At 68.6% G+C, this 23,308-nt stretch carries 23 protein-coding genes; 10 read left to right on the top strand and 13 right to left on the bottom strand.

Going from position 1 to position 23,308, the window contains the following annotated elements; all coding sequences use genetic code 11:
* Nucleotides 1-12: 12 nt before the first annotated feature.
* The 3 genes from FFK22_RS05770 to FFK22_RS05780 form a co-directional block, all read right to left on the bottom strand.
* Nucleotides 13-2,634 (bottom strand): AAA family ATPase, encoded by a 2,622-nt coding sequence (locus FFK22_RS05770; protein WP_143956801.1) that lies wholly within the window; start codon nucleotides 2,632-2,634, stop codon nucleotides 13-15.
* A gap of 196 nt (nucleotides 2,635-2,830) precedes the next feature.
* The gene (locus FFK22_RS05775) at nucleotides 2,831-3,433 is read right to left on the bottom strand and encodes a DUF938 domain-containing protein (RefSeq protein ID WP_138892945.1); all 603 of its coding nucleotides are present in this window, start codon (nucleotides 3,431-3,433) and stop codon (nucleotides 2,831-2,833) included.
* A complete protein-coding gene (locus tag FFK22_RS05780) occupies nucleotides 3,433-4,062 on the bottom strand; it encodes a LysE family translocator (protein ID WP_138892946.1) in 630 nt (209 codons plus the stop codon). The genes FFK22_RS05775 and FFK22_RS05780 overlap by 1 nt, the downstream gene beginning before the upstream one ends.
* Nucleotides 4,063-4,273: 211 nt before the next feature.
* On the opposite strand from FFK22_RS05780, the gene FFK22_RS42730 reads away from it, so the two are divergent.
* Nucleotides 4,274-5,167, top strand: a complete 894-nt coding sequence (locus tag FFK22_RS42730) for a hypothetical protein (protein WP_186002326.1) — start codon at nucleotides 4,274-4,276, stop codon at nucleotides 5,165-5,167.
* Here FFK22_RS42730 and FFK22_RS05790 read toward each other — a convergent pair.
* Entirely contained in the window at nucleotides 5,136-5,600 is a 465-nt protein-coding gene (locus FFK22_RS05790; RefSeq protein ID WP_138892947.1) for a DUF1579 family protein, read from the bottom strand. The two genes, FFK22_RS42730 and FFK22_RS05790, sit on opposite strands and share 32 nt — an antisense overlap.
* A gap of 97 nt (nucleotides 5,601-5,697) precedes the next feature.
* On the opposite strand from FFK22_RS05790, the gene FFK22_RS05795 reads away from it, so the two are divergent.
* Nucleotides 5,698-6,411, top strand: coding sequence for a helix-turn-helix domain-containing protein (locus FFK22_RS05795; RefSeq protein ID WP_138892948.1), 714 nt, complete (start codon nucleotides 5,698-5,700; stop codon nucleotides 6,409-6,411).
* A gap of 100 nt (nucleotides 6,412-6,511) precedes the next feature.
* Entirely contained in the window at nucleotides 6,512-6,676 is a 165-nt protein-coding gene (locus FFK22_RS42735) for a hypothetical protein (protein ID WP_186002327.1), read from the top strand.
* 148 nt (nucleotides 6,677-6,824) lie between these two features.
* On the opposite strand, the gene FFK22_RS05800 is transcribed toward FFK22_RS42735, so the two are convergent.
* The 4 genes from FFK22_RS05800 to rnd all read right to left on the bottom strand — a co-directional run bounded on the left by FFK22_RS05800 (nucleotide 6,825) and on the right by rnd (nucleotide 10,450).
* The gene (locus FFK22_RS05800) at nucleotides 6,825-7,538 is read right to left on the bottom strand and encodes a DUF899 family protein (protein ID WP_138892949.1); all 714 of its coding nucleotides are present in this window, start codon (nucleotides 7,536-7,538) and stop codon (nucleotides 6,825-6,827) included.
* Nucleotides 7,539-7,672: 134 nt separating this feature from the next.
* The gene (locus tag FFK22_RS05805) at nucleotides 7,673-8,305 is read right to left on the bottom strand and encodes a glutathione S-transferase family protein (RefSeq protein WP_138892950.1); all 633 of its coding nucleotides are present in this window, start codon (nucleotides 8,303-8,305) and stop codon (nucleotides 7,673-7,675) included.
* Complete coding sequence (locus FFK22_RS05810) at nucleotides 8,302-9,288, bottom strand: M23 family metallopeptidase (RefSeq protein ID WP_138892951.1); 987 nt, start codon at nucleotides 9,286-9,288, stop codon at nucleotides 8,302-8,304. Before FFK22_RS05810 ends, FFK22_RS05805 begins: the two co-directional genes overlap by 4 nt.
* Nucleotides 9,289-9,301: 13 nt before the next feature.
* Nucleotides 9,302-10,450, bottom strand: coding sequence for a ribonuclease D (gene rnd, locus FFK22_RS05815; RefSeq protein WP_138892952.1), 1,149 nt, complete (start codon nucleotides 10,448-10,450; stop codon nucleotides 9,302-9,304).
* Between the two features lie 186 nt (nucleotides 10,451-10,636).
* On the opposite strand from rnd, the gene FFK22_RS05820 reads away from it, so the two are divergent.
* From FFK22_RS05820 to aepY, 7 genes are all read left to right on the top strand, one after another.
* Nucleotides 10,637-11,023, top strand: a complete 387-nt coding sequence (locus FFK22_RS05820) for a hypothetical protein (RefSeq protein WP_138892953.1) — start codon at nucleotides 10,637-10,639, stop codon at nucleotides 11,021-11,023.
* A 541-nt stretch (nucleotides 11,024-11,564) separates the two neighbouring features.
* Nucleotides 11,565-12,698, top strand: a complete 1,134-nt coding sequence (locus FFK22_RS05825; protein WP_138892954.1) for an NAD(P)-dependent oxidoreductase — start codon at nucleotides 11,565-11,567, stop codon at nucleotides 12,696-12,698.
* The gene (locus FFK22_RS05830) at nucleotides 12,691-14,292 is read left to right on the top strand and encodes a methyltransferase domain-containing protein (RefSeq protein ID WP_186002328.1); all 1,602 of its coding nucleotides are present in this window, start codon (nucleotides 12,691-12,693) and stop codon (nucleotides 14,290-14,292) included. The genes FFK22_RS05825 and FFK22_RS05830 overlap by 8 nt, the downstream gene beginning before the upstream one ends.
* Nucleotides 14,293-14,324: 32 nt before the next feature.
* Entirely contained in the window at nucleotides 14,325-14,771 is a 447-nt protein-coding gene (gene speD, locus FFK22_RS05835) for an adenosylmethionine decarboxylase (protein WP_186002329.1), read from the top strand.
* Nucleotides 14,772-14,853: 82 nt separating this feature from the next.
* Nucleotides 14,854-16,026 carry a TauD/TfdA family dioxygenase gene (locus tag FFK22_RS05840; protein ID WP_186002330.1) on the top strand — a complete coding sequence of 391 codons (1,173 nt, stop codon included), beginning with the start codon at nucleotides 14,854-14,856 and terminating at the stop codon, nucleotides 16,024-16,026.
* 33 nt (nucleotides 16,027-16,059) lie between these two features.
* Complete coding sequence (aepX, locus tag FFK22_RS05845; RefSeq protein WP_138892958.1) at nucleotides 16,060-17,016, top strand: phosphoenolpyruvate mutase; 957 nt, start codon at nucleotides 16,060-16,062, stop codon at nucleotides 17,014-17,016.
* A 31-nt stretch (nucleotides 17,017-17,047) separates the two neighbouring features.
* Nucleotides 17,048-18,223 carry a phosphonopyruvate decarboxylase gene (aepY, locus tag FFK22_RS05850; RefSeq protein WP_138892959.1) on the top strand — a complete coding sequence of 392 codons (1,176 nt, stop codon included), beginning with the start codon at nucleotides 17,048-17,050 and terminating at the stop codon, nucleotides 18,221-18,223.
* Between the two features lie 377 nt (nucleotides 18,224-18,600).
* On the opposite strand, the gene FFK22_RS05855 is transcribed toward aepY, so the two are convergent.
* The 5 genes from FFK22_RS05855 to nadC form a co-directional block, all read right to left on the bottom strand.
* On the bottom strand, nucleotides 18,601-19,578 hold the full coding sequence (locus tag FFK22_RS05855; protein ID WP_138893025.1) for a LysR substrate-binding domain-containing protein: 978 nt from the start codon (nucleotides 19,576-19,578) through the stop codon (nucleotides 18,601-18,603).
* Between the two features lie 83 nt (nucleotides 19,579-19,661).
* Nucleotides 19,662-20,495: a DMT family transporter gene (locus FFK22_RS05860; RefSeq protein WP_138893026.1), complete on the bottom strand. Its 834-nt coding sequence runs from the start codon at nucleotides 20,493-20,495 to the stop codon at nucleotides 19,662-19,664.
* Nucleotides 20,492-21,076, bottom strand: a complete 585-nt coding sequence (locus FFK22_RS05865; protein ID WP_138893027.1) for a TetR/AcrR family transcriptional regulator — start codon at nucleotides 21,074-21,076, stop codon at nucleotides 20,492-20,494. Before FFK22_RS05865 ends, FFK22_RS05860 begins: the two co-directional genes overlap by 4 nt.
* 154 nt (nucleotides 21,077-21,230) lie before the next feature.
* The gene (locus FFK22_RS05870) at nucleotides 21,231-22,406 is read right to left on the bottom strand and encodes an enolase C-terminal domain-like protein (protein WP_138893028.1); all 1,176 of its coding nucleotides are present in this window, start codon (nucleotides 22,404-22,406) and stop codon (nucleotides 21,231-21,233) included.
* 47 nt (nucleotides 22,407-22,453) lie between these two features.
* Entirely contained in the window at nucleotides 22,454-23,305 is an 852-nt protein-coding gene (gene nadC / locus FFK22_RS05875) for a carboxylating nicotinate-nucleotide diphosphorylase (RefSeq protein WP_138893029.1), read from the bottom strand.
* Between the last annotated feature and the right edge of the window lie 3 nt (nucleotides 23,306-23,308).

Raw genomic sequence — 23,308 nt, forward strand, 5'->3', positions numbered from 1 at the left:
GGGAGGGCCTCCCTATTTTGCAGCCGGCGCCTCCCCATGTTGCGGCAGCAATTGCTGTTCCAGGGCGATGCGGGCGGCCTCGCCGCGCGTGCAGGCGCCGAGCTTGGCCAGCACCGACGAGACATGGTGATCGACGGTCTTGGGCGAGACATGGAGCCGGGCGCCGATCTGGCCGTTGCTGAGCCCCTGGGTCAGGCACTCCAGGATCTCCAACTCGCGCGTGGTCAGGCCCAGCGGGTTCTGGCGCGTTGCGGCCCTGGGGCCGCGCGGCACCCGGCGCACGCCCTCGACGCGCATCCGCTGGCGCAGCGCCGCGGCCGCCGGGGCGGCGCCGAGCCGGTCGAAGATCTCGAGCGCCGCCAGCCTGGCCGGCATGTCGCCGTCAGCCAGCGCGCGCGCCTGCTCGTAGGGGCAGCCCAGCCGCTCCCAGGCCGCGGCAGCGCCCTGCCAGTCGCCTTTGACCTGCAGCAGGAAGGGACGGGCGGCCCAGCGCGGCGGATCGTTCCGGTCGCCGGCCCGCCAGCGCCAGAAGGAGAACTCGCCCGCATGCCAGCGGTGGCCGTGCCGGACCGCGAGGTCGTAGGCCGCCGCCGCTTCCGCCATGGTGCGCTCGGGCTGGTCGGCCAGCCAGGCGGCCTCGGCCCGAGCGGCGCGCGCCGGCGCCAGGCGCTGCAGCGTGTCGGTCTGCAGCACGAGGTCGAGCGCTTCGTCCAGCACCGCGGCCACGCCCGGATCGCCGCGCCGCGCCCGCACCCGGCCGAGCGCAACGAGCGCCATGATGCGGCTGACCATGGCGACATGCGGGCCCTCGATCAGTGCCGTCGCGATCTCGGCGGCCTCGTCCCACCGGCCCTGATAGAGCCGGGTCAGGGCGAGCCAGGACCGCATGTAGTGGTTGGCATGGTCCAGGTCGCGCTCGGCGGTGTAGGCGATGCCGGAGGCGAGGTGAGCCTCGGCCTCGGCGAAGCGGTATTGCTCGCCGTAACAGGAACCGAGATCGGAATAGGATTGGCCGACCAGCGCATCCAGCCCGGCCTTCCGTGCCAAGGCAAGGCCACGCTCCAGATGCAGCCGGCCCCTTTCGTTGCCGAACACCAGCATGGCCGCGCCGAAGACGTTCTCCGCCGCGGCGACGGTGGCGTCGTCGCCGAGCCGCGTGGCCAGCTCGATCGCCTTGCGACCCCAGCGCACCGCCGGCCGGCGGTCGCGATGCAGCATCCGCAGATGCGCCTGGATCCGATAGGCATGGGCAAGCTGGCGGGTCGGCGGCATCGCCTCCAGCACCTCGATGGCGCGGCGGCTGGCCTCCTCGGCGGCGGCGTTCCGGCCGCTGCGGACCAGGGGCCAGGCCAGGGCGGCCAGGTTCTCGCCCTCCTTCAGCCGGTCACCGGCCCGGCGCCACAATGCGATGGCGTCGTCGCGCGCCCGGCAGGCCTCGGCGAGGTCGTCGACGATGGCGCATTCCTCGGCATAGGCTTCGAGCAGCCTTGCGCGCTCGGTCGGTGCCCGGTCCGCGGCGAAGGCCAGGACGCGCCGGTACTGGCTGGCCGCCGCGCCATGGGCGCCGGCGGCCGCCGCAGCCCGCGCCGCAGCGGGGCCGAATTCGAGGACGGCCGGGCCATCGCCCGCGCCCTCGGCGAAATGCGCCAGCTGGGCCTGATCGCCGCGCCCGGCCTCCGCGGATTTGAGGCCGGCGAGCGCCGCCCGGCAGATCTCCCGCCGCCGGCCGGGATCGAGGCCGGCCAGCACGGCATCCCGGACCAGCTCGTGCCGAAAGGCGACGCCGTTCTCGGCCGATGCCAGCAGCCCCGCGGCGAGACAGTCGGAGAGGCCGTCCACGGCGCCGCGCTGCGTCCGTTCGAGCATCGCGTGCTCGACCCGGCTGCCGATCACCGCGGTCGTCTCCAGCGTGGCCCGTGCGGCTGGTTGCAGCTTCGCCGCGCGCGCCAGCACCGCATCATAGACCGTCTGCGGAACGCCCCGCCCGGCATGGGCCAGGACCTCGGCCAGGAAGAACGGATTGCCGCCGGTCTGCCGGTGCAGCGTGCGGGCTTCGAACGGCAGGTCGGCGATCAGCCGCCGCACGGCGTCGACCGTCAGGCTTCGCAGCTCGATGCGGCGGACGATCCGCGACATCGCCAGATCGCCGAGGAGCAGGCGCAGCGGGTGCTGGGCGCCCACCTCGTCGCCGCGATAGGTCAGGATGATCAGGACGGGGTTCTCGGCAATGCGGCGGCCGAGATATTTGATCAGGTCGAGCGTCGCCTCATCGGCCCAATGGACGTCCTCGACCAGCAGGATGACGGGCTGCGGCTGGCCGCGAAGCAGGTCGAGCATGGTGGAAAACAGGGCGGCGCGGGGCGCCTCGGCCTCGAGCTGGGCCAGCAGCCGCCCGCCGGTCTGGCGGGCGATGTCGTAGAGCGGGCCGAGCGGCGACGGGGTGAACAGCGAATCGCACTGGCCCTTGAGCAGCCTGGCCGTCCGGCCGGCCGTGGCGATGAAGCGATCGACGAAGCTGGTCTTGCCGATGCCGGCCTCGCCGCTGACCAGCACGATGCGGCCCTCGCCGGCCATCGCCTCCGCGAGGGCGATTGCCAGCGCCTGCAGCTCGTGGTCGCGTTCGAGCAGTTCCATGGGCAAGGCCCCGGTACGGGAATGGGCCACTGTGCCTGAACTTCTGGGCAGGATCACGTCGAAGGCGTGGGCGCCGCTGCCCTGATCGCAGGACAATCTTCCAGCGCCGGCCGATCCGGCATGGCCGGCCGCCCATTGTCGGAATCATGCCTCCCAAAGGGCGAAAAGTCCTCTCGGCAGGGTTGTGGTCTGGCCGTCAGAGACGTCGGAACACGATGCTCAGATTGTTCGCCGGCATTTCGGTGACGGCGGGTCCCGAAAAGCCAGCCGCATCGGCCAGGTTGGTCACGGCCTCCAACTCCCGCAGGCCCCAGGACGGATCGCGGCCGCGGAGGTCCCGGTCGAAGGCTTCGTTGCTCGGCGCCGTGGGGACGCCGGCGCGGCGATAGGGGCCATAAAGGTACAGCGGCGCGCCCGGCGGCAGGATGGCGGCGGCGCCGCGCATCAGCCCCTCGGTCGCGGCCCAGGGCGAGATGTGGATCATGTTGATGCACAGGACGGCGTCCGCCGTGGTCACCGGCCAGGGCGGCGAGGCCGCGTCCAGCGCCAAAGGCGGGCGCAGATTGGCCAGGCCGCTCTCCGCCGCCCAGGCCGCGATGCTCTGCCGCGCCTCCGGATTGGGATCGGACGGCTGGAACACCAGCTCCGGCAGCGCCCGCGCGAAGTGCAGGACATGCTCGCCGGAGCCGCTGGCGATCTCCAGCACGGTGCCGGTCCGGGGCAGCACGCCGCGCAGCACGGCGAGGATCGGGTCCCGGTTGCGCGCCGCCGCGGGCGCCTGCTGGCGGTGGTCGGTCATCACGACCCAGCCGGCCGGCGGGCGGCGGCGAGCAGCAGGCCGAAGCCGATCATCAGTCCGCCGGAGATCCGGTTGAACCAGCGGAATGGACGGGCGCTGCGGAAGTACCGGCCGAGGCGGGCGCCGATCAGGGCGTAGATCGTGATCGCCACCCCCTCCAGCACCAGGAAGCTGGCGCCGAGCAGGGTGAAGCTGGCGGCGTAATCCTGCGGCACCACGAATTGCGGGAAGAAGGCGGTGAAGATCAGGATCGCCTTCGGGTTGCCGGCCGCGACCCAGAATTCCTGCCGGATCAGCGCGCCGAGCGGCTGGGGCGGCCCGGCCGCGGCCGGACCCGGCGCCGGGGCGTCGGCCCGCAGCAGCTTGATGCCGAGCCAGATCAGATAGGCGGCGCCCAGCCATTTCACCACCGCGAAGGCCAGCTCCGAGGCGGTGAGCAGCGTGCCGAGGCCGAGCCCGGCGATGGCGATCATGATGGCGAAGGCAACCAGCCGGCCCGAGGCGGCGGCCACGGCGCGCAGCGTGCCGTCGCGCGCGCCGTTCGACAGCGACAGCAGGTTGTTCGGCCCGAACGCCATGTTCAGCGCGAAGCAGGCGGGCAGGAAGAGAAGGTAGTCGTCGAGCGTCATGGTCGGTCTCCGGCGGCACAGCCTGCCAGAGATCGGGGCGCGGCGGAACCGCCGGCAAAGCGGAGCGCGGCGACAGAATTCGATCGCATGATGTGATAATTTTCGCAAAATGGATTCTATGAGATCGATGCGATATCATCTCCTATTCATTGATCTCTGGCCGAAATCATTGGCATACTCAGATTCCATCGAAGGATTTGAGAGAGGTTTCGTGCTGATCTCTTTCGACAAGGTCGCGATGCGGGCCTATCTCGGCGGGGTCGAGCCGGTGCTGTTCCGGCTGCGCAAGGAGCAGCGCCTGCGCATCTGGGGGCTGGGCGCCGCCGACCTGCCGGAGGCGGCGCTGCGGCTGCAGACCGAGGGCTGCTGCGGCGGGCATCTCTGCCACCACATGGTGACGGCGCATCGCGACTATCTGGCGAAATACACGCGGCGCGGGCCGGACGGCGTCGCCCGGCTGTGGCAGGGCACGCCCTGCCTGCTCGACCTGACCCCCTTCGCCGATGCCGAGGCCTATGAGAAGGAGATCCGGAAGCATTCCTTCGGCTACATCCTGCGCGAGACCCGCAAGGCCGCGAAGGCGGGCTACCGCTGCCGGATCTTCGACCGCTTCGCCCAGGGCGACGACATGCGCGATATCGAGGCGTCGAAGCTGTTCCGCTGCGGCGGGCCGGTGCCGCAGGCCTTCGTCCAGCGCTTCGGCCGCGGCAACGGCGTGAAGGGCGACCCGTGGCTCGACGCCGAATGCCCGGAGCATTGGGCGGTCGACTGGGGCGTGTTCATCGAGGATGACGGGCGCGACCGGCTGGTCGGCACCATCGTGCTGCGCCGGATCGGCAACATCATCCGCATCGTCAGCTTCCTCGGCCATGCCGACCACCTGTCCTCGGGCGCGATGAAGCTGCTGTTCGTCGAGATCGCGCGCTGGCTGCTGCGCCGCGAGGACCCGCGGGTGCGGGGCGTGCGCTTCGTCCTCTACGGCGCCCTGGAGCAGGGCGGGCTGGGGTTGCTGCACTGGAAGCGTCGGCTGCTGGTCCGGCCCTTCGTCTTTGCCGACCCGGCGCCGGCCGGCCTCAGCCTGGCCGGTGGAACACGCCGCGCATGACCGGGACGAAGCCGTCCTGCCCGGTCGGCCGGCTCTCGATCTCATGGGTGAAGCGATCCGGTCCGACAGTGAAGACCGATCGGCCGATCCCGCGTGGCGTATGCTTCTCCAGCACCAGCCGGTCGTCCTCCCAGGCTCCGCGCGATGGGGTCAGAGGCGGCCAGCCGTAGCTGTCGAACCAGAACCAGACGATCTCCTCCGCCGCCGGGTCGACGGTCAGCACGCCATGCGCGTCGAAGCGATAGCCGCCCGACCGCTCCTCGCTGAAATCATGGATCAGCGCCAGGCCGGCGCGGTCGAAGCGGAACTCCCAGCGGCCGCGCGCCGGCCCACCCGGCCCCCAGGGATTGGAAAACACCTCCTCCTCGCCCTCCCAGGCGCCTTCGAGCCGGGCGAGCGATCGGTGCAGCGGGCCGGGGGGCAGGGATGTCATCGGGAGCCTCGTTTCGGGGTCGGGTCCGCACCCTAGCCGTGCGTCTGATGGCGTGCTATCGGGAATAGGCCTCGCGATTGCTCATTCTGGCCACCCCGTGCCGATCGAGATCCGCCGCTTCCGCCATGACGGCCGCTTCGACAGCCCGATCCATGCGCATGATCGCGGCCAACTTTTCGCCCTCGACCAGGGTCTCGCGCTGATCCGCAGCGGCGTCGGCGACTGGATCATGCCGTCCGGCCGGCTGTGCTGGATGCCGGCGGGCGTGCCGCATGGCGTGCTGACGCTGGGGCCGGTGGCCGGCACCAGCCTCTACGTCGATGCCGCCGGCCTGCCGCCGCGGCCGGCGGTGCTGCGGGCGCCGCCGCTGGCCCTCTCGCTGCTGGCCCGGATCGTCGAGGTCGAGGATCCCGGCCGCGGGGAGCGGCTGCTGGCGGTGCTGCTGGACGAGCTGGGCGCCGCGCCGGAGGAGCCGTTGCGCCTGCCGACGCCGCGCGATCCGCGGCTGCGCCGGATGACGGCGGCGCTGGCCGCCGACCCGGCCGATCGGCGCCGGCTCGACGACTGGGCGGCGGCGCTGGGCCTGCCGAAGCGCACCCTGGTGCGGCGCTTCAAGGCCGAGACGGGCCTGGGCTTCGTGCAGTGGCGGCACCATGCCCGGCTGATTCGCGCTGCGGCGCTGCTCGGCGACGGCGCCTCGGTGACCGAGGCGGCGCTGACCGTCGGCTATGACAGCGTCAGCGCCTTCATCACCCGCTTCCGCGCGGGCTTCGGCGTCACTCCGGGCCGGTTCGGCACCGATCGGGACTGACCGGTGCCGCAAATAAGGCGGGCCGTGACCCCGGATCGGCTCGGTGCCGCCATGTTTTGCCGGCTGAACTGGTGGGGCAACATGCCGGGGAATGGCCTTGATGGATCGCGACGCTTCGATCGTATTGCAGAGAGACAGGGACGATGAGGCTTCGGGCCTATCCCGGCCGGGACGGGCCAGCCGTTCTGCCGAGAACGAGGCGCGCATCGTCGCCCATCTGCGCGCGGTGCTGCTGGGCTGCGGCCGCTCGCCGGTCTGGAGCTAGAGCCGGGTGAGTCCGGGCCGGATCACTCTGGAGGATCGCGCCGTCGTCGACCTCTCCCGCCAGGTCAGGCGGGAGAGGCAACGTGAAGACGCTCGGCATCCCGTCATTCTCCGGCCCGGATATACCGGCGTGATCCGACCTGAAGCCATCACGCGCTCGTCGGGTACTCCAGCGAGGGATACCAGTCCACGCCGCGCCCTTCGGGCGTCATGTCCAGCACGGTCCACAACGGGGCCGGGTCGGGCGCGCCGCGCGGGTCCTGGCCAGGGTCGCTGGCGATCATCTCCTGCGACCAGAAGTGACGGATCGTGCCGTCCCTGCGGGTGAAAACGGCGGCCCCTCCACTATCCAATCCGCCGTCCGGGCTCCCGGCATAGTCTCGCGTGAAGGCATCGGTGAGAGCGCTCGCCAGCCTGAGGTTTTTCCAGCCTCGCTCGCGCTTCACCGCCGCGAGCCGCTCCAACGGCGAGCGCGCGACGACCACAAGCGATATCCTCTGAGCGATGTCGTCGGCGTTGCCGTCCCAGGCGTCGAGCAGGTTCGTGCACATCGGGCATGGCCGCTTCCTCTCGGGACCGAACATGTAGTTGTAGACCACCAGCGTCTGCTTATCGCCGAACAGGCCGGCGACGTCACTCGGGCCGTCTTCGGTCTCGAACCGATAGTCACCGGTCACCGGACCTCCAGGCGGCAGCGCCCGGCGCATCGCCGCCACCCGCTCGATCTGGCGGCGGAGCTCGAACTCCTGGGCGAGCAGCGCTTGTCGCGCTGCCCGGTACTCGACGCTCTCATTGGGGATGCGAATGGGACTTTCGCGGGCGAGCTGATCGGCGGGGACGCAAGTCTCGGCTTTGGCGTTCATGGGTCGTCTCCGGAAGTATCCTTCTCCAAGACGATTGGAGCGCGTCCGGGCCGACACGGCCGACGGCATATTTTTCATCGGACCCGCTGTCGGGGTCGGCTTTCACCCGCCGGGGCCAGACACGTCGTTCCGCGCTAGCCGCGCCCCAGCACCTCGGCGCTCGGCCGGACGGCGATGCGGTCCCACCAGGCGGCCAGCCGCTCGTGCCGGGCCAGCAGGTCCCGCCCTTCCGGCGCCATCCGGAAATAGTCGAGGATCGGCGCCGCATGCAGGTCGGCGAGGCTGAGCGCGCCGCCCAGCAGCCAGGGGCCGTCGCCGAGGAAGCCCTCGAGCACGTCGAGGCACATCCCGGCCCGGGGCAGGGCGGCGGCGATCAGCGCCTCGTCGCTCGGCCGGCCCGCCCTCGGCTTCGACACCCGTTCGACATAGATGTCCCAGACCAGCGGGCGGTAGGCGTAGCTGTCCAGCACGCCGATGATCTGGGTCATCCGGGCCCGGCCGCGGGCGTCGGCGGGCTGCAGCGCCGGCCCGGGGAAGGCCTCGTCGACATAGCGGGTGATGGCGGCGGTCTCGTACAGCGCGAAGCCGTCATGCTCGAAGGCGGGGATGCGGCCGAAGGGGTGGCGGCCGAGATAGCCCGGCGGCGGCCCCTCGGCGGCGAAGATGTCGACCTCGACCAGGTCGAACGCCACGCCCTTCTCCTGCAGCGCCAGCAGCGCGGCACGGACATAGACGCTGTAGCGGGCGCCGTAGAGGATCGGGGTCACGGGATTTCGACCTTCCGCTCGGTGTCGATCACCAGGATGTTGTTCCGCTCCAGCTGGTAGCGGCCGGTGTAGGTGCCGGGTTTCCAGCCCTCCGGCGGGGCGCGCCGGCCGCTGAACACCGACCAGAGGTTCTTCGACTCCGCCAGCACCGTGCGGTCCCGGTGCACCGGCTTGCCGTCCGGGCCGGCGATGGTGACGGTCTGGGTATCGCCGCCTCGTACGCCGAAGCTTTCGGCCCACATCACCAGCGGCGCATTCCGGCCGCCCTTGATGTCGGCATAGTCGCCGCGGCGGGCGGTCTCCCAATCGGCCGGACCGGCGGCGAAGCCGGCGATCAGCAGGGCGGTCGGGATGTAGGGCACATCCGCGGCCCACAGCGGATGGCCGGCCGTCTCGCAGCCGGAGCCGATCGGCAGCGCGGTGAAGGGGTCGATGAAGGTGGCGGTCCCCGCATCCTCCCTGAACACGCTGAACTCGACATGCGGGAACTCGGTGTTGCCGGACAGGCCGACCTGGCCCAGCGGCTGTCCGGTCTTGACCGCGTCGCCCTTGTTCACCCGGACGCTGCCCTGCTTCATATGGGCATAGCGGGTGAACCAGCCGCCGCCATGGTCGATGGTGACGCCGTTGCCGCCCTTGACGTCCTTGACGGCCTCGGCGCCGCGTTCCTTGACCGAGATGTCCGGCTCGCCGTCGCGGATGCCGGCCACCGTGCCGTCGGCCGCCGCCAGGATGTCGACGCCCTTGCGCATGGCGGCGAGGTCGGGGAGGCGGATGTCGGTGCCGTTGTCGCCGTTGTAGCCCAGGCGGTCGCAGCGGAAATTGCCGAAGCGCGGCCCGGCGACGGCGTCGACATAGTTCTGGATGAAGCAGTCCTGCCCCAGGGTGCAGGCGACCGGCCAGGCGAAGCGCGGCTCCTGCTCCTGCGCCGATGCGGCGGGCGCGGCGAGCAGGACGAGTCCGATCAGGGCGCTCCGCATCATCCGTCTTCTCCGTCTACAGCGTCACCACCCGGATCCGCCGGCCCTGCACCGCCAGGGCGATGCCGCCGCGCTTCAGCGCCAGCGCATCCTCGCCGAACATCTCGCGGCGCCAGCCATGCAGCGCCGGCACCTGGGCGTTGTCGTCCATGGCGATGGCCTCCAGGTCGTCGCTGCCGGCGACCAGCTTCTGGGCCACGCCCTCATCCTCGCATTTCATCTTCAACAGCACACGCATCAGCTCGACCAGCGGCGCGATGCCGGGCGGGGTCGGCGGGCGTTGCGCCAGCTTCGGCGCCTGGTCGGGCGGCGTCGCCAGGCCGCGCTCGACCGCCGCGATCAGCCCCTGGCCCTGCCAGCCCTCGGCCATGTTCCGGCTCATGCCGCGGATCCGGGCCATGCCGTCGATGTCGCGTGGGCTGTGCGCCGCGATCTCCAGCAGGGCCTCGTCCTTCATGATGCGGCCGCGCGGGATGTCGCGCTTCTGCGCCTCGCGCTCGCGCCAGGCCGCCACCTCGCGCAGGATCGCCAGGAACTTGGCCGAGGCGTTGCGCGGCTTCAGCCGCAGCCACGCCTGGTCCGGCTCGGTCCGGTAGGTGCCGGGGTCGCACAGGATCGCCATCTCCTCGGCGAGCCAGGCTTCGCGGCCGGATTGGCTCAGCTGCTGGCGCAGCGCCTCATAGGCCGGGCGCAGATGGATGACGTCGGCCAGCGCATAGTCGATCTGGCGCTCGGTCAGCGGCCGGTGCGACCAGTCGGTGAAGCGCGAGGACTTGTCGATCCGGGCATTGGCCAGCTTGCCGACCAGGTTCTCGTAGCTGACCGATTCGCCGAAGCCGCAGACCATGGCCGCAACCTGGGTGTCGAACAGCGGCGTCGGCACCCGGCCGGTCAGGTGGTCGAAGATCTCCACGTCCTGGCGGGCGGAGTGGAAGACCTTCAGCACCTTCGGGTCGTGGACCAGCGCGAACAGCGGCGCCAGGTCGATGCCGGGCGCCAGCGGGTCGATCGCGGCCGCCTCGTCCAGCCCGGCGATCTGCACGAGGCACAGCTTCGGCCAGAAGGTGTGCTCGCGCATGAACTCGGTGTCGATGGCGATGTAGTCGGCCGCTGCCATGCGATCGCAGAAGGCGGCGAGCTCGGCGGAGGAGGTGATCAGAGTCATCCCTAGCGTTGTAGCGGATGAAACCCCCGGTTGCCGAGAGCTTTACGTCGATCCGCCGAACGGAATGCCGCATGCGGCGAATCCGGCTAGTCTCGACCGCGAACCGGGGTGGGGCCGGGGCGGGACCAAGGCCATGCTTTCGCCATGGCCGTGCGGGAGCGTGGAGGCGACGGCAAGGAGGGCCGCATGAGACGATCCCTGGCATCCACGGCGGCCGCGGCGATTCTGGCGGCGACGACGTCCTTCGCCGGTGCGGCCGAGGAGGCGCCGCCCGGCCTGTTCCGGGTCGGCGACACCGGCGTGCGCTGCCTGAAGCAGCCCTGCCCCTGGCGCGGCGTGGTGCCGGTCGAGGACGAGAGCGTCGCGGCCGGAACCGTCCCCCCGGCCTATGCCGGCGACGCGCCGCCGGTGATCGCGGCGCGGACCGAGCTGCTGGACCAGGTGCGGCGCGAGATCTGGCGCGCCTGGGCCGCGGGCGGCTGCCTGCTGGTCCATGGCCGCTTCGACCGCCGCGGCACCGCGGCGGTGCCGGTGCTGTCGGTCGACCGGATCATCGGGCCGTGCAGCCGGTGATCCCGATACCGGCCGTCCGGCGCCGGCTGTCACCAGCTGCACCCGGCGCCGGCGCATCGTCTCGGCCGGCCGATTCCATCTGCGCCGCACGATCGGTCCCTTCAGGCCGCAGGGATGGCCGAGGCTGATACCAGCGGCCCTTGAGATCGAGTCTCCGGTTCCTTTCCCGTCATGACGAGCCCTGCCCCTTGCACCCCGCGAGGCCGGCATTCCTACGGATTTCGTTGTACAATCTATAATAGATTTTCTAAGAGATATGCAATCAGAGGTGATCAAAAAATCTAAAGGCCCGTTTAGCAAAAATGCATTGCGAGATAAATTCTTTTCCGTTTTATTACAAAGGCGGTTTTTAGCGAAAGGATTTCAGTAGTTGCAATTTCTATACGCAAGTATTTCTACAAAACCGTAATCTATGTTTTGATCGATCGGCCATTCATTGGCTTTCCGATGACAGGAGAGGCGTGCCAAAAATTTCGTCAGACGCTGAAGAGAAAAACGAAATCCCGGACCCAACGTACGACTTTCAGGGAAGGACAAGGGGATGCAGCCGACAGTTTCAATATTGAGAGAAACTCGAGACAGCGACAGGCGTGTCATCCTTCTGCCGGATGGCGTCCAGCAATTCGTCGACAGCGGATTCAAGACCTATGTCGAGACCGGAGCCGGCGCCGGGTTGGGCGCAAGCGATACCGACTATGCCTCGGCCGGCGCGACCATCGTCTCGACAGGCGAGGCCTGGACGGTGTCGCCCTATGTGCTGAAATACAAATGCCCCAGCGTCGAGGAGCGCCAATACCTGCGGCGGCCGCTCCACATCGCGGCGCATTTCTATCCCGGAGAGAATTACGAGCTTACCCAGCATCTGAAGACGCACAACGTCACCGCCTACAGCTATGAATATTTCCAGGCTGACGACGGCTCCTTTCCTCTGATGACCACCGACAGCGAGATCGCCGGAAAGCTGGCGATCCTGTTCGGGGCCCGGCAGCTGCTGACGTCCCAGGGCGGGCTCGGAATCATGCTCGCGTCGATCCCCGGCGTGAAGCCGCCGAAGGTGGTCGTCATCGGGCACGGCAACGCCGGCGGCGCGGCGGCGAGAACGGCTGCCGCCCTGGGAAACGAGGTTGTCGTCTTCGGGCGCAATGTCGAGAGCCTGAGGCGATTTGCGGCGACGGTGCCGCCATCCGTCCGGTGCCTGGTGATCGACCCGGACAGCCTCGCCCGGGAAATACCCGACGCCGATCTCGTGGTCGGGGCGATCCTGATATCGACCTACGACACGCCGACCATGGTCTCGGAAGATCTGGTCAGGCAGATGAAGGCCGGGTCCGTCATCATCGACGTGACCTGCGGCTATGGCCGCGGATATCTGCCGACCGCCCACTCGCTGACCCGCCTCGGCGCGCCGCCATACCAGGTCCACGGAGTCTGGCACTATAAGGACCCCGTCATGCCGACCCAGGTGCACCGCACCTCGGCGACGGCGGCCAGCAGCAACCATGCCCGCCACCTGGTCAATCTGGGCAGGTCGATCTTCGACGACGGCTTCGTCGACGGCCCGTCCCAGAGGGCCAAATTCACCGACCGGGGCCAGATCGTGCACCCCGATGTCATCAGCGACTTCGCGCTGATCGAGCAGCGTCCGTCGCTCAATGTGGGAGGCGGTCATGGCTGAGTACGCACACGTCTCCTACGGGGAGAGGGCCTCGCTCTATCGCGAGGAGTATGTCGACACGGTGGATCTGCCCTTCCTGTTCGGACTGATCACCCCGGAGGTGAACTCGATCCTCGAGATCCCGTCCGGCGTCGGCAGGAACGTCCTGAACATGGCGCGCAGCGGCTGCCCGATCATGGCCGTCGACCGCGAGCCGGAGATGGTTCGCGTGCTGAACGATCGGCTCGCCGAGGAGAAGCCTCGGTCGAGGGTGGAGACCGCCGTCGGCGATCTCACGCGCCTCGATCTCGGCCGGACCTTCGATCTGATCGTGGTGCCGCGCGAGGCCTATCAGCTTCTGAGCACGCCGGGCGCCGCACGGGACGGGCTGACATGCCTGAAGAACCACCTGTCGGCTGCGGGACGGATCGTCGTCGATCTGTCGCCCTTCTTCCTGTCCCCGGCGGCGCCCGAGGTCCTCCGGCCCGACTATTTCGATCCGTCGCTGCCCGACGGCGTCTGGGCCTATGACTGGCGCCGCCCGACCAGCACCGGCGCCATCTTCTGCCGCCATCACCTGCAGCGCCAGAACCGGGATGGGACGCTCGATGTCTCGTTCCGCTACGAGCTGGCCGAGCCTGGCGGCCGCTCCCATCGCTCGGAGACGACGACCAGCTTCAGAATCTACAGCCATGCGGAATTCGCCGCGCTGGCGTCCGACATCGGCCTGCAGATCCTGTCCTGCTACGGCGACTACAGCGGCAAGCCGTTCGAGGACGGCGATCCGCGGATGATCTTCAACCTGGCGCTGGCCGCCTCACCCGACGCCGGCAGCGAGCCGGGCGTCAGCTCCCGATTTTCCGACGGGTTCGACAACGAGCGGCACTCCGCCATCATTTCGGACTTCCGGTCCGTGCCGCTCAGGGACGACGTCGTCACCTATTTCCGCTCGTATTCGAAGTCGAATTTCCGCGGCCCCTTCGTCGAAGGCCAGGGGGCGGAAGAGATCCTCGAGACGATGTCTTCCGACAGCGGGTCGGGCCGCGCCCTTGATCTCGGCGCCGGTACATCGAGCCTGTTCTGGTATCTTCCCGCCCGGCACCTGACGTCGATCACCTGTGCCGACATCGCCCCGGAACCGCTGAAGATCCTGCACGAGCTGACGCAGGATGCCGAATTTCCGGAATGCTATCGCTGGATCGAGCGGCGGTTCGACCTCGATCCGGGCTACATGTCGCGGGCAAAGCAGCGGATCAGCCAGTACGCGGTCTTCGACGCGCTCAGCCGGTGGCCGGCGGTGATCGGCCGCACGCCATACGACCTGATCACCGCGTTCGGAACCTTGTCCCTGTGCCGGGATGCCGATCAGCACGCCGCGGCCTTCGCTGAGATCCACCGTCACCTCAAGGCCGGCGGCCGGACCATCGGGGCCGACTGGCTGCGGAAGCCCGAATTCCTGTCAAAGCACGGCCACGACAATTCCTTCCTCACCAGGACGGTGGTGGAGCACGCGATCCGAAACGCCGGCTTCCAGCTCACCAGATGCGAGGAATTGACGATCCGGGACGACCCCTACTACCGGGCGATCGTCTACTGGTCGGCGACCCGTCGCTAGCGGATAGCGGATCCCATATATTGGAGGGTGCTATGAACTACGCCAAGCCAGAATCCGAGTATGGCCAATATGTAGAGGTCAACGGCCAGAGTTGCCTTGGTTCGCATTATATCGGCGAAGTGTTCGGCGGCATCGGCATGAACGATCCGAATTTCATCGAGATCACGCTGCGGCGCTGCGCCTATGCTGCAGGGGCGACCGTCCTGCAGTCGAATTTCCATCACTTTCCGTCGGGCGGCGTGACGGGCATCGTCGTGCTCTCGGAATCGCATATCAGCATTCACAGCTGGCCCGAGCACGATTACGCGGCCGTCGACATCTTCATGTGCGGACACGCGAAGATCAAGGAAGCCATCCGCGTCCTGGAAGCGGATTTCATGCCGAAACGCCTCGTCGGGACGACGATGCTGCGCGGCCATGACATCCCCGACCGCAGCTTCGCCGACGCCGGCGACGCCCTGGAGTGCCGCCCCGACTGACCGCGCCGCGGCCCCGGGCCGGCCTGGCGCCGGCGGATCGAACGGCCGCGGAACCGAAAGCCTGTTTTCGTGGGAGAGCGACATGCTGCAACAGCATCCGAACCATTTGACCGTTCAATGGTCGCAAACCGATCACAGCGACTATCATTGGCTGTGGCTGCGCGACAAATGCCAGTGCCCGAAATGCTTCAACGCCAACAGCCGGCAGAAGTATTTCGACAGCAGCGTTCTGCCGCTGGACACGAAGCCCACCAATGTCGAGAACGACGGCGAGACGCTGACGCTGACCTGGCTCGACGGGCATGTGACCGCCTATGACCTGGGTTGGCTCAAGGCCCGGGACTATTCGGACGGGCGGCCCGCTGGCGGCGACGACGCGCGTCCCACCCCGTCGATCTGGGAGACCCCGAGGCTTCCGCCCGGCGCCCAGTTCGACTGCCGCGAGGTCCTGGACAGCGAGCAGACGATGGGCGAGGCCCTCGAGACGCTGCTTCGGCTCGGGATCGTCGTGCTCAAGGCCCGGGATGGCGAGAAGACGCCGTTCGAGCAGCTGATGGAGCGCATCTGCGGCTTCCTCCAGCCCACCTATTTCGGCACCTATTTCGACCTCAACGTCAAACCGGAGGAGACAACCGACAGCGTGGCCTTCAGCACGCGGGCGCTGCCGCTGCACACCGACATTCCCTACTACTCGCCGCCGCCGGACTTCCAGTTCCTCAACGGCCTCGACGTCAGCCCGCTCTGCCTCGAGCGCGGGGTCGGCAACACCCGGTTCGTCGACGGCCTGACAGCGGCCACGACATTCAGGACGGAATACCCGGACCTGTTCGACGTCCTCACCCGCGTTCCCGTCATCAACCGCGCGGAATATCCCCTTGCCGGAAAGATCTACGAAAACGTCGTTCCGATCATCATGCTGTCGGCGGATGGCTCGATCGATCGAATTCTCAACAATCCGTCGAAGATGTTCTTCGACAATGTCGAATACGGCGACATGTATTCGCTGTATCAGGCCTATAAGACCTTCAAGGACTGGCTGACCCATAACGGGCCATCCTATTCGCACAGCTGGTCCGATGGCGACCTGGTGATGTGGGACAACCGGCGCGTGCTGCACGGCCGGGGGGAATTCGGCAGCCAGGGCATCAAGCGGATCCTGCGCGGCGGCTATATCGGCGAGAACGAGCTGGTCGCCCGCCTGCGCTACATCCGCAGCAGATTCGCTCCCGACGCCAATCTCCGTCCGCACAACTGAACCCCAGCCGGCCGCACAGGCAGCGAGAGAGCCATGAACATCGACACGATCTCGACCCACAAGAAGTGGAGCCCCGACACCCGCCCGGAGGCCTTGCGCTCCATCCTGCTCAATCCGGAGCTCAGCTTTCTGATGGAGGCCCATAGCGGGATCTCCGCCAGGATCGTCGAGGAGGCCGGCTTCCCCGGCATCTGGGCATCCGGGTTGTCGATCTCTGCGTTGCTGGGCCTGCGGGACAACAACGAGGCCTCGTGGACCCAGGTCCTCGAGGTGCTGGAATACATGGCGGATTCGACGGATCTGCCGATCCTGGTGGACGGCGATACCGGCTACGGCAACTTCAACAACGTCCGGCGTTTCGTCCGCAAGCTGGGCGAGCGCGGCCTGGCTGGCGTCTGCCTCGAGGACAAGCTGTTCCCGAAGACGAACTCCTTCATCGGGGAAGCCCAGCCCCTCGCCGACATCGACGAGTTCGCGGGCCGGATCCGCGCCGCCGTCGACAGCCGGAAGAACGACGCCTTCTGCGTGGTCGCCCGCGTCGAGGCCCTGATCGCCGGTCACGGCATCGCCGAAGCGCTGCGCCGCGGCGAGGCCTATCACGCGGCCGGGGCCGACGCGATCCTGATCCACTCGAAGAAGGACAACGCGGCGGAGATCGTCGAATTCGCGCGGTCCTGGGGCGGCCGCGCCCCCCTGGTCATCGTTCCGACGAAGTATTTCCGCACGCCGACATCGGTGTTCCGCGATGCCGGGATCTCGACCGTCGCCTGGGCGAACCATCTCGTCCGGTCGTCGATCGCGGCCATGCAGCAGACGGCGCAGAAGATCTATGGCGACGAGTGCCTTCACAACGTCGAAGGCACGATCGTCGGCGTCGACGACATCTTCCGCCTGACCAACCAGGACGAGCTCAGCGCGGCGGAGGATCGCTATCTGCCGCGTGTCCGGAGCCGCGCCACCGATGCCGGCCTGGCGACCCGCGCAGGCTAGGCGATCTGTCGAACTTTGGGGGGAAGACCCGATGCTGGAAGCCGACCAATTCATTGGTGCCGCCCTGGCGAACGACTTCGCCTTCTTCACCGGGGTGCCATGCAGCTATCTCTCGCCCCTGATCAATCGCGTGATCAGCCGGACCGACACCCGCTATGTCGGCGCCACCAGCGAGGGCGAGGCGGTGGCGATCGCGGCCGGAGCCTGGCTCGGCGGCCGCCAGACCGTGGTGATGTGCCAGAACTCCGGCCTGGGCAACACCATCAATCCCTTGACCTCGCTCAACTTTCCGTTCCGGATCCCGACCTTGCTGATCGTCACCTGGCGGGGCAAGCCGGGTGAGCCGGACGAGCCGCAGCATGCCCTGATGGGGCGGATCACCCGGGATCTCATCGACCTGGTCGACGTGCCTCAGTGTCTGTTCCCGACCGCCGAGGCCGAGATCGAACCCTTCTTCGCCAGGGCCCGCCGCTACATGAACGAAGAAGGCCGCTCCTTCGCGATGGTGATGTCGCGGGACAACGTCACCTCGCTGCCGCTCAACGAGGTGCCGCGCACCAGGCACACCGCCATCACGGAATACAATAACCTGACGACGGGCGGCGTGCGGCCCGCCCGCCGCCAGGTCCTGGAGCAGATCCTGGGTGACTTGCCGCAGGAGGATGCGATCGTCGCGACGACCGGCAAATGCGGCCGGGAGCTGTTCACCCTGCAGGACCGGGACCAGCATTTCTACCAGGTGGGCTCGATGGGCGCCGCGAGCGCCCTCGGCCTCGGCGTCGCCCTGACGGCGAGCCGCCGGGTGGTGGTTCTGGATGGGGACGGCGCCGCCCTGATGAAGCTCGGCAATCTCGCGACGATCGGGGCGTATCAGCCGTCGAAGTTCGTGCACATTCTCCTCGACAATGGCGTCCATGACAGCACCGGGGGGCAGTCGACGGTTTCGTCCACCGTGGATTTCGCGGCGGTGGCCCTGGCCTGCGGCTATACCGCCAGCTGGGTGTGCGACGACATTCCCGGCTTCCGCCTGGCCCTCGCGAATTCGGGCTCGAAGGCCGGCCCCGTGCTGATCCATATGCGGATCTCGCCGGGTTCGATGATCCAGCTCGGACGCCCGACCCTGGCGCCGCACGAGGTCGCCCAGAGATTCAGAACATTCGTAACCGGCGGCGAAGACCCGCTGCGGCACAGCCGATCCGGAAGCTGACGGCGCATACCGCAGATCCGGAGACACCAACCGCCGGCCGGGCTCAACGAGCCCGGCCGGCGGCGGCGTTTGACTCATGGCCGAGGAGCATGGCCCGGACCATCCGCTCCGGCCGCCGGCGGGGCGAATGCCAGCGGCCTTTGAGATCGACTTTCCACCCTTCCTCGTCATGGCGAGGACCCCGGCCTTGAGCCGGGGGACGTGGCCATCCAGGGGGCGATTCCGCTGGATGGCCACGCCCCTTCGGGGCTCGCCATGACGGGTCAAGATTTCGGGCCGTTGGTGGAGATCTCCATCCGGGCCGAGCCACGACGATCGCCCTCGGCCTGCCATCCACCGCTTCGCTCGGGAGCGCCGGCGGCGATCGCTCCGATCCGCTACACGCGGGGAGCCGGCACCAGCGCGTCCGCCGGAAATGCGATCGCCGGCATCGCGTAATCCAGCTGTGCCGCCGCGGCATCGTGCCGGCAGGAGATTTCCTCCAGCAGCCATTCATGGAACGCCTGGATATGGGGCTTGCGAACGGCGTCCGGCTGCGTGACGAAGAAGTACGAGTGCGGCAGGCTCAGCGACGAGTCGTGGGCGATCCGGATCACGTTCCTCGAGATGGCGTCCTGGGCGTGAATGTCCTTCACCAGAGCGAGGCCCTGGGAGGCTGCGGCGGCGGCGATCAACAGCGCGTCGTCGGCAAAACTGATGCCCCGGGCTGATCTGGCTTCTGCGGCCCTGACGTCGTGGGCCCGGAACCACATCGGCCAATCCGCATGGTCGTTGTCCTGCAGCAGAGGGAAGTTCAGGCAGTCCTCCGGGCCTTCGATCGCCGGATTGCCTTCGAGCAGCCGGGGGCTGCCGACGACGACGAGCCGGGGCGAGATCAGCTTGGTGGAGGGCAGGTCGTCATAGTCGCCGCTGCCGTAGCGGATGGCGACGTCGAAGGGCGCGCGCCGCAGGTCCACATGCGAGATCGAGGTCTCGACCCTGATCTCGATATAGGGGTTTCTGTCGGAGAAGCGGCCCAGCCGCGGAACCAGCCAGGACGACGCGAAGGACGGCGACGTGATGATTCTCATCACGTTCCGGGCCGGCCTCTGGTGGCAGAGATCCTGGACCGCGTCCTGGATCTGCTGAAACGGCAGATGGATGGCGTCCAGCAGCCGGAGACCATGGGATGTCAGTCTGATGTCCCGGCTCGAGCGTTCGAACAGCAGGACGTTGAAACGCTGCTCGACGACCTTGACCTGCTGGCTGACGGCGCCGGACGTCACCCCCAAGCTGCGGGCAGCCTCCTTGACACTCTTGAGGCGCGCCACCTCGACGAATGTTCGCAATGCAGTTAAGGAGACTGATTGTGTCATCGTCACACTCAGGGAAGTATCGATAAAGAGAATCCTGCTTCTTCGATGACTTGGTCCGGACAGGTGTCGCTGATGATCCGCCGCTATTGGTAGCCGAGGGAGATGGCCCCCAGCGCGACCACGATGCAGGAGAACACGCGGCGAACCGTCAGCTGCTCGCTCAGGAACATCCGGCCGATCAGGGCGGCGAAGACCACGCTCGTCTCGCGCAAGGCGGTGATCGGGCCGGCAGGGCCGAGGGCGAAGGCGGCGACGATGATGCCGTAGCCCAGCATCGCGAACAGCCCTCCGAACAGCGCCCGCCGCGTTTCCGGCGACCGGATGTCGACGCTGAGCTTGCCGCGCCACAGCACGAAGGTCGCCGGCAGCAGCATGCCGTAGATGATCAGCACCCAGGCCGTGTAGCCCCCCGTGGTGCCGGCCTTGCGGACGCCGATGGCGTCGACCGTGGCATAGCTCGCGATGATCGCCCCGGTGGCGATCGCGAAGAGGATCGACGACGTGGCGGCTCGGCCCTTCCCCAGGGACAGGCTCATGATCCCGAGGGCCACCAGGACCACGCCCACGGTCTGCTGCGTATCGAGGTTCTGGTTGGCGAACAGGAAGTCGCCCAGGGCCACCAGCAACGGCACCGTGCCGCGGACGATGGGATAGACCTGGCCCAGCTCGCCGTTTCGATAGGCCGCCACCAGGAAGGTGCTGTAGCCGATCTGGAGGCATGCCGACAGGATGATGTAGGGCCAGGCCGCCGGAGCCGGAAGCGCATAGAAGCAGGCGAGCGGCACGGCGACGATGGTGCTGGAGAAGCTCATCACCGTGACCGTCCAGAGCCTGTCGGCACCGGTGCGGAGGAACGCATTCCATGTCGCATGGAGGATCGCGGCGAGGAGCGCCAGCGCGATGACCGTCGTGGTCATTGCAGCGACTCCGACGGTGCGACCAGGCTGGCCACGGCCTTCCTGGCCTCGCGGATGGCCGTCTCGCCTTGCCCCAGCTGGGCCATCAGCGTCGCGCCTTCGATCAGCATCAGGAGGGCGGACGAGGCGCCCTCCGCCTGTTCGGGCGACATCGCCTCTTCGAGAATCCGGTAGAGGCGCTGCTTCAGCCCGGCCTTCTGCTCCGAGACGGCCTGGAACACGGGATGGCTGGCAGCCCCGAATTCGGCCAGGGCATGGGCGAAGAGGCAGCCGTGGAAATCGCTGCTCCGGAACCAGCCGTCATACCAGTCGAGTATGGCTGCGATCTTGCTCCGGGGCGTGTCCGCCCGGGCGACGAACCGGTCCAGCTGCTGGTCGAAGTTCTGCGCCCGGTAGCCGAGCACTTCGACGATGAGCTCGTCCTTGCTGGGGAAGTGCCGGTACATCGTCATCTTGGCGACATTCGCCTCGGCGATGATGCGATCGATGCCGGTCGCATGGAATCCGTCCCGCTTGAAGAGCTCATAGGCGGTTTCGACGATGTGCTGGCGCTTGACGGCGCTGCCGTAGGTTCCGGACATCTGCTCCACCGGAAAAAAGTGAAGGGGTGATACAGACCTGTCTCACCCTGCGCCGAAGTTGCGGTTTCGTCAACGGAAAGGTTGGCGAGAGTCACGGAAGCGTGTCGGACGGCCTATGCCGACCTGTCGTCGGGCGACCGGGTCATCAGGCCGTTCAGCGGGTGGTTTCGCTCAGGTCGCGGAAGATCGCGGCGAGTTCGGCGCGTTCCTCGAAGCCGATGCCGGGCGCCTGCGGCAGGCTGGCGAATCCGTCGGTCGCCATCGCGCCGTCGCCGAGCCCGCCGAAGGGCCGGAAGCTGAGCGGGTTGACCTCGGCGCCGCCCAGCCCGAGGGCGGCGACCACGTGCAGGGTGAACAGGTGCCCGCCATGCGGCCAGAACGCCCGGCGCGGCCAGCCGGCGGCGGCCATGACGTCGACGATCTGCAGAGTGCCGGGCAGGCCGTAGCAATGCACCGGGTCGAACAGCAGGATGTCGCGGTCGGGCCGCAGCCCGCCATGCAGCGCCAGCAGCCTGGCCTCGGCCGCCGAGAACAGCGCCTCGCCGGCCGCGATCGGCCCCGGATAGGCCGCCGCCACGGCCGCCTGGGTCGAGAAGTCGAGCGGATCGCAGACATCCTCGAACCACCACAGGCCGAGCGGCGCCAAAGCGGCGGCCGCGGCCAGCGCGGCGGGGCCGTCATAGGCGTTCATGGCATCGACGGCGAGGCGGCCGGCGTCTCCCAGCGCCGCGGCGGCGACCTCGATCCGGCGCAGATCCTGCGCCAGCCCGGCGGCGCCGATCTTGATCTTGGCGCGGGTGTAGCCGAGATCGGCCAGCCGGCGCATCTCCTCCGCCAGCCGGGCGAGATCGTCGGCCGGGTACGGGTAGCCGCCGCCGGCATAGACGGGCACGCGGTCCGGCACTGAATCTCCGCGCCCGAGCCGGCCCGCCAGGAATCGGTGCAGGGGCAGGCCGGCGATCTTGGCGGCGGCGTCCCACAGCGCCATGTCGAGCGTGCCGACGGCGACGCAGCGCTCGCCATGGCCGCCGGGCTTCTCCCCGGCCATCATCAAGGACCCGGCCCGGAACGGGTCGAGATTGGTGCCGGACGCGTCGGCCAGGGCGCCGTCGGCCGCGGCCAGCAGCCGCGGTGCGAAGCGTTCCCTGATCAGCCCGCCCTGGGCGAAGCGACCGATCGAGCCGAAGCCGTAACCGATGACCGGCCGGCCGTCGCGGACTGCATCGGTAGTGACCGCGACGATGCTGGTGGTCAGCCCGCCGGACGGAATCGCCGGATCGGCGTAGCGCGAGATCGCGACCGAGCGCTCCCGGATGTCGACGATCCGCATCGATCGCCTCCTGGTTGTGGTGGCCGTCGCATTGTAGCAACCGGTTCCTACCCCTCCCAGTCGAGGCCGAGGTCGAGAATGGGCGCGCTGTGGGTGATCCAGCCGGCGGAGATCAGGTCGACGCCCGATGCTGCGATCGCCGGGACCGTCTCCGGCGTCACCCGGCCGGAGGCCTCGGTCACGGCCTTTCCGTCGACCCGGCGCACCGCCTCGCGCAGCTGGTCCGGGGTCATGTTGTCCAGCAGCACGGCGTCGACGCCCTCGGCCAGCGCCTCGTCGAGCTGGGCCAGCGTGTCGACCTCGACCTCGATCCTGACCAGATGCCCGACCGCGGCGCGGGCCCGGGCGATCGCCGGCCGCACGCCGCCGGCCACGGCGATGTGGTTGTCCTTGATCAGCACCGCGTCATCCAGGCCGAAGCGGTGGTTGACGCCGCCGCCGGCGCGGACCGCGTGCTTCTCCAGCGCCCGCAGCCCGGGCGTGGTCTTGCGGGTGCAGGCGATGCGCGCCTTGTGCGGCTGGGCGGCGGCGGCCAGCGTCGCGGTCGCGGTGGCGACTCCGGACAGGCGGCACAGCAGGTTCAGCGCCACCCGTTCCGCCGCCAGGATCGGCCGGGCCGGGCCGTCGATCCGGATCACCGCGTCGCCCGGCGCCACCCGGCTGCCGTCCGGTCTCAGGATGGCGACGGCGATGCCGGGGTCGAGCAGGTGGAAGGCCAGGGCGGCGGCGTCGGTGCCGGCCACGGTGCCGGGCTGGCGGGCGGCGAGGACGCCGCGCATCCGCGCCTCGACCGGGATCACCGCGGCGCTGGTGATGTCGCCGGCGCGGCCGAGGTCTTCGGCCAGAGCGGCGCGGACGATCGGCTCGACCAGCAAAGCGGGGAGAGAGGGCAGGTCCATGGT

It is taken from the genome of Mycobacterium sp. KBS0706 (genome assembly GCF_005938675.2).
Lineage (GTDB): Bacteria > Pseudomonadota > Alphaproteobacteria > DSM-16000 > Inquilinaceae > Inquilinus.

Coding starts and splice junctions, on each gene's coding strand:
- FFK22_RS05770 (WP_143956801.1), bottom strand. CDS start 2,634: ATGGAACTGCTCGAACGCGACCACGAGCTGCAGGCGCTGGCAATCGCC.
- FFK22_RS05775 (WP_138892945.1), bottom strand. CDS start 3,433: ATGACCGACCACCGCCAGCAGGCGCCCGCGGCGGCGCGCAACCGGGAC.
- FFK22_RS05780 (WP_138892946.1), bottom strand. CDS start 4,062: ATGACGCTCGACGACTACCTTCTCTTCCTGCCCGCCTGCTTCGCGCTG.
- FFK22_RS05790 (WP_138892947.1), bottom strand. CDS start 5,600: ATGACATCCCTGCCCCCCGGCCCGCTGCACCGATCGCTCGCCCGGCTC.
- FFK22_RS42735 (WP_186002327.1), top strand. CDS start 6,512: ATGGATCGCGACGCTTCGATCGTATTGCAGAGAGACAGGGACGATGAG.
- FFK22_RS05800 (WP_138892949.1), bottom strand. CDS start 7,538: ATGAACGCCAAAGCCGAGACTTGCGTCCCCGCCGATCAGCTCGCCCGC.
- FFK22_RS05810 (WP_138892951.1), bottom strand. CDS start 9,288: ATGATGCGGAGCGCCCTGATCGGACTCGTCCTGCTCGCCGCGCCCGCC.
- rnd (WP_138892952.1), bottom strand. CDS start 10,450: ATGACTCTGATCACCTCCTCCGCCGAGCTCGCCGCCTTCTGCGATCGC.
- FFK22_RS05820 (WP_138892953.1), top strand. CDS start 10,637: ATGAGACGATCCCTGGCATCCACGGCGGCCGCGGCGATTCTGGCGGCG.
- FFK22_RS05825 (WP_138892954.1), top strand. CDS start 11,565: ATGCAGCCGACAGTTTCAATATTGAGAGAAACTCGAGACAGCGACAGG.
- FFK22_RS05830 (WP_186002328.1), top strand. CDS start 12,691: ATGGCTGAGTACGCACACGTCTCCTACGGGGAGAGGGCCTCGCTCTAT.
- speD (WP_186002329.1), top strand. CDS start 14,325: ATGAACTACGCCAAGCCAGAATCCGAGTATGGCCAATATGTAGAGGTC.
- FFK22_RS05840 (WP_186002330.1), top strand. CDS start 14,854: ATGCTGCAACAGCATCCGAACCATTTGACCGTTCAATGGTCGCAAACC.
- aepX (WP_138892958.1), top strand. CDS start 16,060: ATGAACATCGACACGATCTCGACCCACAAGAAGTGGAGCCCCGACACC.
- aepY (WP_138892959.1), top strand. CDS start 17,048: ATGCTGGAAGCCGACCAATTCATTGGTGCCGCCCTGGCGAACGACTTC.
- FFK22_RS05855 (WP_138893025.1), bottom strand. CDS start 19,578: ATGACACAATCAGTCTCCTTAACTGCATTGCGAACATTCGTCGAGGTG.
- FFK22_RS05860 (WP_138893026.1), bottom strand. CDS start 20,495: ATGACCACGACGGTCATCGCGCTGGCGCTCCTCGCCGCGATCCTCCAT.
- FFK22_RS05865 (WP_138893027.1), bottom strand. CDS start 21,076: ATGTCCGGAACCTACGGCAGCGCCGTCAAGCGCCAGCACATCGTCGAA.
- FFK22_RS05870 (WP_138893028.1), bottom strand. CDS start 22,406: ATGCGGATCGTCGACATCCGGGAGCGCTCGGTCGCGATCTCGCGCTAC.
- nadC (WP_138893029.1), bottom strand. CDS start 23,305: ATGGACCTGCCCTCTCTCCCCGCTTTGCTGGTCGAGCCGATCGTCCGC.